Below are 3,728 nucleotides of genomic sequence, written 5' to 3' on the forward strand. Positions count from 1 at the left end.
TCGTTGGGTTTTACAACAACGAACGGCTGCACTCGAAACTGGGATATCTGCCACCGACCGTTTACGAACGGGCGATGGCGTCAAAATCACCTATCGAGGTGTCCGGAATTAGTTGACCACTACAGACTGCCCCTCCGCCTCTGCCAGTTGCCTGCGGTACTGGGTGGTGGTGATCCCGGCGTAACCCCAGTTATCGGTGTCGACTTCTTCGATCACGATGTGGGTCAGGTGCGGATCCTTCTTCAGGACGCGTTCCAGGGTTTCAGTGATTTCGGCGATCACCTGAGCTTTCTGCTCAGAGGTAACGCCATCGCGGGTGATGCGTACGCTTACGAAAGGCATGAGGAATCTCCAAGTGACCTTCCCTTCGGAATGAATGGGTAGGCGTTGGAGCTCAATGTATGGAGTTAGCTGGAGGGGATAAAGGTGGGGGCGGGAACATCATTAGTTACTTCGTGTAATGAGTACTGGGACAACAGATAGAAAAAACGATTGGATCAAAAATGATCAATCGACTAATCTTCGTTTATCGTAAATTTTAGATAATGGCAAAAGAGGTTAGGGACCATGGCAATTCAATTCTTCGACAGCCCGTTCCATGTTACGCATGACGAGGAGGTCGCCAGCAAAATGGCTTTGAAAATGGAGCTATCCATCTTCATCACTGACTGCATCAAAAAACTGGGCCTCAAACAGAGTGAGGCCGCAGCCAGACTGAACGTGACCCAGTCGCGCGTTTCAGAGCTGACCACAGGTAAAATCGAGAAATTTACGATCGATGCAATGATGGACATGCTCGATAAACTCGGCTTTCGCACCACTTTCACCTTGCCGTCCAACGATGCCGGCGCCTTGCCTCAAATCGTCATTTCACAAGCTCACGCCTGCTAGACGTTGCATCCCATTTTCCGAAGCTCCCTTTTCAGCTCCTTCAACCGATCTTGCGCAACTGCCATTGCGTGACGATCTGTTCGATTCGTCGTTTTCACGAACGAATGAAGGACGAAAATGGTGTCCGCATACTTCGCAATGTAGATGCATCGGTATGCAGGACTACCATTGATGATCAACTCAATAGCGCCCGCCCCAACTGAACTTAGCTGCTTTATTGCCAGCTCTGGATCCCCGCTGTATTGCACACGCATCAAGTCTTTCCCGAACTCATCTTGAACCCAGCCCGGTAAGTCCCTGTACTCACGTGTTGCAGCTTCACTTACAAAAGCAAATCTCTTCAAAAGATTGATTCCTACCTGGAACAGTCAATGCCCTCCGAACGCCTCAGTAGACGATTGATGGGTTGCTGTTTAGTAGTCATCGCTGGCTCTTTTCGCAGTAGGACTCAGCCTCTTTTGAAGTAGTCCATTTTGTTACATGTCGCTTTTTCAATTGACGCCACCACCTAGCCACGATTGCGCATCCACCTCCCTCCAGCTACCTTCAAACCGTCGCTGCCAAGTCAGCGACCGGGCCTGAGAACCCAAGTAAGATACAGGCGCACAAGCGCCCCAAATCACGATTGTCGGCGTTTTTTTGTGCCAGCATTTCCGTGTAATGGCGGCTGTGCGTGGGAGACCTTCGGGTCTGCCGGGTTCCTGTATCTCCGGTTTCTCAGCCCGCGCATAGCTGCCACCCATTCGCCTGAGAACGAACGTGGTAGCTCTAACTTTGATTCAGGAGTTTTTGCTAATGCCCGCTATCGATCCGTCCAAAATTTGCGTTTCCGCTTCACTTGTCACCACCCACCACCGCCCAAAAACCGGAGGTGCCCAATGACCAACCCCCAAGACCTGAAAACCATCGGCCTCACCCCTTTCTCCTACCAAGCCAATCAACCACTGTTCCGCATCAACGCCGGTCTCCCGATCATCCAGGCCCTCTCCCACGCCTCCGACCTGCTCCACATCGCCAAACTTCTCGCATCAGACGCCGCGATGGTTCGCGACACCGACCGGCATGCCTGGGCGTCGCATTTTTTGCAGGATATGAGTAAGGCGATCATCGATGACGTAGCGAAAGTGCTCGATGCACCGGGTAACAATCGTAACCAGTGACGTCGTCACGTAGACCCAAGCCGCACGCGTAAAGAAGCCCCGAATCAATCGGGGCTTTTTAGTTTCCGGCTCACACCTCGCTGACTTCAAACACAAACGAAATCTTCCGACTGCTCGCACTCCACACGTAACGTATGTGCTTGCCTTGCTTCGGAATCGAAACGGCCGGCGGACGAAACGCAGCGACACATTCATGCCCAGGCAACCGAACGCTGTTGTAAAGCAGCCCCCACGACAAGGTTTCGCGCAGTTGCCGGGCAAAGGCTTGTGACGGCCCGTAAGCATCAGGGTCCGGGTTGTGCAGTTCGGGGTAGTGTTGGCGAACGTCGTGCATCGGTTTAACGACTTTGTTGACGTAGGTGCGCAGGGTCAACTCGATGTCGGGCTCGTTGGTCGCGGCGAGGAAGCGTTCCTGGTGATAGCTCGTTTCGGCGATGGCGGCGGCCTGGCTGCTGGCGGCGTAGTAGACGCCGTAGGTGCCGTCGGTGAAGCGGCTGGTTTTGCCGATGTGGGTGAACGCGGCCATGACCGGTGATGAGCCGGGACCGGAGATTCGGTCTTCGGGCAGCACGCGGGAGAGCACACCGGCTTCTTGCGCCAACCGGTCGTTGGTCAGGGCTTCCAGGGCGTAGGCGGTTTGCAGGTCTTCGGGGTCGAGCACGTCTTCAAACAGGGTGATCGGGGGGAACGCGCTGTTGATCATCCGGTAAGCACGGTTCCACTCGGGGAGCACGACTTCCGGGGCCATCAGCCGCGGACGCCATCGAGGTAGCGACGCACGTCAGCGATGTCCACCACCCGGCCGGCCAGCATATAGCTCAACGCGGATTGACCATTGAACGGCGCGGCGGTGTTCGGACTGCTGACCCATTTGTAGGCGCGGTCGCGGTTGTTGCTGAAGATGATGCTCAGGGCTTTGTGGATGCCCATCAGGTAAGAGATGCGCTCCAGCGTGTCGTGAGGGAGACGCACATTGGGCGGCAGGTGTTTGTATTTATAGAAGGTGGTGTTGCCGACCTTGCCCAGCAGCGTGCGCTGTTCTTCGGCGGTGCAGCCCCAACGCTCCATCAGGTTGAAGAAGAACTTGAGCGCCACGCGGCCGGCTTCCGGGGTGTCGAGTTCTTGGGGAGCAGTGCGGACGGGGGATGAAGTGGCCATTGGAAGGACTCCTTCAGGCAAAGGGATGTGCCTTCAGAGTAGTACAGATCTGAACATCTTTTTAACCTTTGTTCGTTTGCGGATTTTCTAAGGCTTTTCAGCGATCACGGTTTCCACAGTGATTTGCTTGATCGCACGAAACGGCGCCAGTGCCGCTTCATCGGCCGTAGCACCGGCGGTCCCAACGTGCTCATACTCGAACCGCGCAAATCGCCACCGATCAAGGTCAACCGCACGCGCGGCGCAGGTACACCGCCGTCTAGCAACCGTTTGAGCTCGCGATGAATATCAGCCTGATCCCTTTCCTACTCGAGAACCGTCCCGGTTCAACGCAGGAATTAGCTGAGAGCGTTGAGCTCTAAATCGCGCCCAGAAAAAAGCCCCGAATCAATCGCAATGCTGTTCACTTAAGGATTGTTGACTAATCCTCAGGCAGCAGGAAAATCCGGAATCTGATAAGGATTCCGGATTTTTTATGTCTGTTGCTCAGGATTTAAGCGCGGTTTTGGATTTTGCTGA

The 3,728-nt window shown here is 54.6% G+C and carries 6 protein-coding genes; 2 read left to right on the forward strand and 4 right to left on the reverse strand.

All coding sequences use genetic code 11. From position 1 onward, the window contains the following. Positions 1-108: 108 nt before the first annotated feature. Positions 109-342, reverse strand: coding sequence for a 4-oxalocrotonate tautomerase family protein (locus tag FQ187_RS29705; protein ID WP_149632206.1), 234 nt, complete (start codon positions 340-342; stop codon positions 109-111). A gap of 225 nt (positions 343-567) precedes the next feature. On the opposite strand from FQ187_RS29705, the gene FQ187_RS29710 reads away from it, so the two are divergent. After that, complete coding sequence (locus FQ187_RS29710; protein ID WP_149632207.1) at positions 568-891, forward strand: helix-turn-helix domain-containing protein; 324 nt, start codon at positions 568-570, stop codon at positions 889-891. Here the strand turns inward: FQ187_RS29710 and FQ187_RS29715 are convergent. Beyond that, complete coding sequence (locus FQ187_RS29715; RefSeq protein ID WP_149632208.1) at positions 888-1,235, reverse strand: type II toxin-antitoxin system RelE/ParE family toxin; 348 nt, start codon at positions 1,233-1,235, stop codon at positions 888-890. The two genes, FQ187_RS29710 and FQ187_RS29715, sit on opposite strands and share 4 nt — an antisense overlap. A gap of 534 nt (positions 1,236-1,769) precedes the next feature. Here FQ187_RS29715 and FQ187_RS29720 point away from each other — a divergent pair. Beyond that, the gene (locus tag FQ187_RS29720; RefSeq protein ID WP_149632209.1) at positions 1,770-2,051 is read left to right on the forward strand and encodes a DUF3077 domain-containing protein; all 282 of its coding nucleotides are present in this window, start codon (positions 1,770-1,772) and stop codon (positions 2,049-2,051) included. Positions 2,052-2,121: 70 nt separating this feature from the next. Here FQ187_RS29720 and FQ187_RS29725 read toward each other — a convergent pair whose 3' ends face one another. Then, a complete protein-coding gene (locus tag FQ187_RS29725; RefSeq protein ID WP_149632210.1) occupies positions 2,122-2,799 on the reverse strand; it encodes an RES family NAD+ phosphorylase in 678 nt (225 codons plus the stop codon). Continuing rightward, positions 2,799-3,209 carry an MbcA/ParS/Xre antitoxin family protein gene (locus FQ187_RS29730; RefSeq protein WP_033058347.1) on the reverse strand — a complete coding sequence of 137 codons (411 nt, stop codon included), beginning with the start codon at positions 3,207-3,209 and terminating at the stop codon, positions 2,799-2,801. Before FQ187_RS29730 ends, FQ187_RS29725 begins: the two co-directional genes overlap by 1 nt. Positions 3,210-3,728: the final 519 nt, after the last annotated feature.

Origin of the sequence: Pseudomonas sp. ANT_J28, from assembly GCF_008370005.1 — a bacterium.
Lineage (GTDB): Bacteria > Pseudomonadota > Gammaproteobacteria > Pseudomonadales > Pseudomonadaceae > Aquipseudomonas > Aquipseudomonas frigoris.

Excerpts from the sequence above, each read along its gene's own strand:
- FQ187_RS29725 (WP_149632210.1), bottom strand. The coding sequence starts at position 2,799 with ATGGCCCCGGAAGTCGTGCTCCCCGAGTGGAACCGTGCTTACCGGATG.
- FQ187_RS29720 (WP_149632209.1), top strand. The coding sequence starts at position 1,770 with ATGACCAACCCCCAAGACCTGAAAACCATCGGCCTCACCCCTTTCTCC.
- FQ187_RS29710 (WP_149632207.1), top strand. The coding sequence starts at position 568 with ATGGCAATTCAATTCTTCGACAGCCCGTTCCATGTTACGCATGACGAG.
- FQ187_RS29730 (WP_033058347.1), bottom strand. The coding sequence starts at position 3,209 with ATGGCCACTTCATCCCCCGTCCGCACTGCTCCCCAAGAACTCGACACC.
- FQ187_RS29705 (WP_149632206.1), bottom strand. The coding sequence starts at position 342 with ATGCCTTTCGTAAGCGTACGCATCACCCGCGATGGCGTTACCTCTGAG.